The organism is Blastomonas sp. (assembly GCF_041747255.1).
Lineage (GTDB): Bacteria > Pseudomonadota > Alphaproteobacteria > Sphingomonadales > Sphingomonadaceae > Blastomonas.
Genome location: NZ_JBGTFM010000338.1, coordinates 1 through 4403, shown reverse-complemented (window position 1 = coordinate 4403; position 4403 = coordinate 1). Strand labels below are relative to the sequence as shown.

The 4403-nt window shown below is 62.6% G+C and carries 4 protein-coding genes; all 4 read left to right on the top strand.

Annotated elements, in window-relative coordinates; all coding sequences use genetic code 11:
* The coding region (locus ACEW8G_RS11490) for a trehalose-phosphatase (RefSeq protein ID WP_373488555.1) at positions 1-283 on the top strand (283 nt) is incomplete at its 5' end.
* Entirely contained in the window at positions 280-2061 is a 1782-nt protein-coding gene (locus ACEW8G_RS11485; RefSeq protein ID WP_373488554.1) for a glycoside hydrolase family 15 protein, read from the top strand. The genes ACEW8G_RS11490 and ACEW8G_RS11485, both read left to right, overlap by 4 nt.
* A complete protein-coding gene (locus ACEW8G_RS11480; RefSeq protein ID WP_373488553.1) occupies positions 2058-3422 on the top strand; it encodes a trehalose-6-phosphate synthase in 1365 nt (454 codons plus the stop codon). The genes ACEW8G_RS11485 and ACEW8G_RS11480 overlap by 4 nt, the downstream gene beginning before the upstream one ends.
* A gap of 52 nt (positions 3423-3474) precedes the next feature.
* Positions 3475-4403 (top strand): DUF2254 domain-containing protein (locus ACEW8G_RS11475; RefSeq protein WP_373488552.1); only part of this gene is annotated, 929 nt, incomplete at its 3' end.

Genomic DNA, 4403 nt, shown 5'->3' with positions numbered 1-4403 from the left:
GCACGCGCTCGCGCTGCAGCACGGCAAGATGGTGGCCGAGCTGCGCGTCGCCGGGTTCGACAAGGGCAGCGCGGTCCGGCAGCTGATGGCCGACCCGGCGATGCAGTCAGCACACCCGGTGTTCATCGGCGATGATCTCACCGATATGCCCGCAATGGCGGCGGTCACCGATCTGGGCGGCTGCGCCATCGTGGTCGGCGAGATCGATTGCCCCATTGCGCGCTACAGGTTCGCCAGCGTGGCGCAGACACTGACCTGGATGAAACGGGAATGCACCGCATGACGACACTCGACCTCTGGCCGATTGGCAATTGCCAGGTCAGCGCGCTGATAGACCGTGCGGGGCGGATGGTGTGGGGCTGCGTGCCGCGTGTCGATGGCGATGCGATGTTCTCCGCGCTGGTCGGCGGTGAAAAGATTGATCAGGGGTTCTGGTCCATCGAAATGGAGGATGCCACCTCGGTCACCCAGGAATACTGGCGCAACACCCCGATCCTGATCACCCGGCACAGCGACGACATGGGCAACGCGGTCGATGTGATCGATTTCTGCCCGCGTTTCCGCCGTCAGGGGCGCAGCTATCGCCCGGTGGCATTCGTGCGGATCGTGCGCCCGGTGAGCGGCAGCCCGCGCATCCGTGTACGACTGCGCCCGACGCGCAACTGGGGCGAGCCGTGCCCGGCAGATGCGGGCGGATCCAACCATCTGCGCTATCGGCTACGCGACATGACGATGCGCCTTTCCACCACCGCGCCGCCCGCGATGGTCGCAGAGGAGCGCGCCTTCCGGATCGAGCGACCGATGCATTTCTTCCTCGGCCCCGATGAGAGTTTCGCCAGCGATCTTACTGCGACCATCGACGACATGCTCGAGCAGACTGCTGATGAGTGGCGCGAATGGGTGCGCGGGCTCGCGGTGCCGCTCGAATGGCAGGATGTCGTCATCCGCTCGGCGATCACATTGAAGCTGTGCCAGCATGAGGAGACCGGCGCGATTGTCGCAGCGCTGACCACCTCGATTCCCGAACATGCCCATTCGGGGCGCAACTGGGATTACCGCTACTGCTGGGTGCGCGATGCCTATTACACGGTGCAGGCGCTCAATCGGCTGGGCGCGCTCGATGTGCTCGAAGGCTATCTCGAGTATCTGCGCAATATCGTCGATTCCTCGCGCGGCGGGCACATCCAGCCGCTGTATGACGTGCTCGGCGAAGCGCGGCTTGAGGAACGATCCGAGCCGCTGCTGACCGGCTATCGCGGCATGGGGCCGGTGCGTGTTGGCAACCAGGCCTATGAGCAGATCCAGCATGATGCCTATGGCCAGATCGTATTGTGCAGCGTCCACGCCTTTTTTGACCAGCGATTGTTCCGCCCGTCGGGGCGTGAGGATTTTCTCGCGCTGGAAAAGGTGGGCGACCGCGCGTGGGACAACCACAACCAGCCCGATGCCGGGCTGTGGGAGCTGCGCACCCGGCAGAGCGTCCACACCTATTCGTCTGCGATGTGCTGGGCGGCGTGCGACCGGCTGGCCAATGCCGCCGGCGCGCTGGGGCTGGAGGATCGCAAGGCGCACTGGCAGGGCAGGGCAGACGCCATCCGCGCAACGATATTGGCGTCGGCATGGCGCGAGGATACCAACCGGCTGTCGGCGACCTTTTCGGGCGACGATCTCGATGCGAGCCTGATCCAGCTGCTCGATCTGCGCTTTCTGGCGCCCGATGACCCCAAGTTTCTGGGCACCTTGGCAGCGGTCGAACAGGGGCTGCGGCGCGGATCGCATATGCTGCGCTACGCCACCGAGGATGATTTCGGCCTGCCCGAAACTGCGTTCAACGTCTGCACCTTCTGGCTGATCGAGGCGTTGTGTGCCACCGGGCGGCAGGCTGATGGCCGCGAGTTGTTTGAAGAGATGCTAAAGCGCCGCACCGCCGCCGGGCTGCTCTCTGAGGATATCGACCCGGTGTCCGGCGAGCTGTGGGGCAACTATCCGCAGACCTATTCGTTGGTCGGCATGATCAATTGCGCCGCCATGCTCAGCCTGCCGTGGACCGCGATCAGGTGAGCCGCCTGATCATCATGTCCAACCGTGTTTCCGCACCGATGGCAAAGTCCGATGGCGCGCAGGGCGGGCTGGCGGTGGCCCTGACGGCGGCGCTGCGCGAACATGATGGCATCTGGTTCGGCTGGTCGGGCGAGACCAGCGCAGACAACAAGGTCAACATCACCACCTTTGACGGCGTGACATCTGCCACGGTCGATCTGACCGCGCAGGACGTCGATGAATATTATAATGGCTATGCCAACCGCACCTTGTGGCCGCTGTTCCATTTCCGGCTGGGGCTGACCGAATTCGACCGCGAGTTCCAGGGCGGCTACGAGCGCGTCAACCGCGCGTTTGCGCAAATGTTCGCACCGCACCTGTTGCCCGACGATTTGATCTGGGTGCATGACTATCATTTGATCCCGCTGGGTTGGCTGCTGCGTCAGCAGGGTTTTGCCAACCGGATCGGGTTTTTCCTCCACATCCCGTGGCCGCCGACCAATTTGCTGACCACGTTGCCCGATCACGGGCGGCTGGTGGAATCGATGTTCGCTTATGACGTCGTGAGCTTCCAGACCGAGGAATCGCTGGAATCGTTCGTGCATTATGTGACCACGCAAATGAACGGCAGCTTCGATGGGGATACGAAGCTCACCGTCAACAACAAGACAATCTGCGTCATTGCCTGCCCGATCGGTATCGATGCGCAAGAGTTCATCGCCGCCGCCAACGGTCCGGTTGCGGCAGACAGTTGCGCGCGCATGGCCGCCAGCAGCGCCGGGCGCAGCCTGATCGTCGGGGTTGACCGGCTCGATTATTCCAAGGGGCTGGAGGAGCGCTTTGCAGGCTATGAGCGTTATCTGCAAAACCACCCTGAAAAGCGCAAACACGTCTATCTGCTGCAGATCGCGCCGCCCTCGCGATCGGACGTTGACACCTATCAGCGCATCCGCGCCAGCCTCAACGCGCTGTCGGGGCAGATCAACGGCGAATATGCCGATATCGACTGGGTGCCGATCCGCTATGTTAATCAGGGCTATCCGCGCGACCAGCTGGCGGGCGTGTATCGCGCCGCGCGGATCGGGCTGGTTACACCCTTGCGCGACGGGATGAACCTGGTCGCCAAGGAATATGTCGCGGCGCAGGACCCCAAGGATCCCGGCGTGCTGATCCTGTCGCGCTTTGCCGGGGCCGCGTGTCAGCTCAAAGGCGCGCTGCTGATCAACCCCTATAGCGCCGATGACATCTCCGAGGCGATCGAGACCGCGCTCGCCATGCCGCGCGGCGAACGCATTGCACGCTGGCAGCCGATGTTTGACAGCGTGCGCGAACACGATGTCATGTGGTGGCGCGAACGCTTTATCGCCGCGCTGGCGGGATGATGTGCGTCTGCGCTGATCTGAGACGCTTTTCAGCAATGGGTGGTCAGATGATATGAATGTCTCCTATTTGCAGCTGGCGGCCAATCGGGTGTTGCGGTCGTTGTGGTTCACGCCTGCGGCATACGCATTGCTGGCGATCCTTGCGCTGGTTTTTGCTCCCGCCGCAGCGCGTTACTTGCCCAAGGAAGCCCATTCGCTGATTGGGCTCGATGGCATCGACGATCTGCTCGGCGTGCTGGCCAGCACGCTGCTGGCGGTCGCGATCTTCTCGCTTGGCATCATGGTATCATCGCTGCAGGCATCGGCAACGGCAACCACGCCGCGCGCGCGGCCATTGCTGGCGCAGGACCGCACCGCGCAGAACGCGATATCGGTGTTTATCGGCGGGTTCATCTTTGCGATTGTTGGTATTGCCGGGCTTTCGACCAGTTACTATGCTGCGCCCTCGCGCGTTATTTTGTTCCTCGTCACCTGTTTTGTGATTACGTCAGTGATCTACGCACTGATCCGTTGGATCGGACGGCTAAGCCGCCTCGGCAACGTGTCAGAGGTGATCGATCTGCTCGAAAAGGCGGCGCACACCGCGTTTGAGGATCTCGCGCAGCAACCAGCGATGGGTGGGCAGGCGGCTGAAGCCATGCCGGAGGATGGCTTTGCGGTGTCGGCAAACCGCTTCGGGTTTGTTCAGGCAATTGACGTGAGCAAGCTCGGCAGGCTGGCAGAAAAACATGGTATTGATCTGTATCTGGCCGCGCGGCCGGGCGCCTATGTCGACCCCTCGCGCGCGCTGATGATCGCGACCCATCCGCTTGATGCTGCGATTTGCAAATCGATCTGCGATACCTTTGTCATCGGCGGCGAGCGAACCTTTGAGGCCGATCCGCGCTTTTGCCTGATCGTACTGTCTGAAACCGCATCCAAGGCGCTGTCGCCGGGCATCAACGATCCGGGCACCGCCATCGATGTGGTCGGCACCACGTT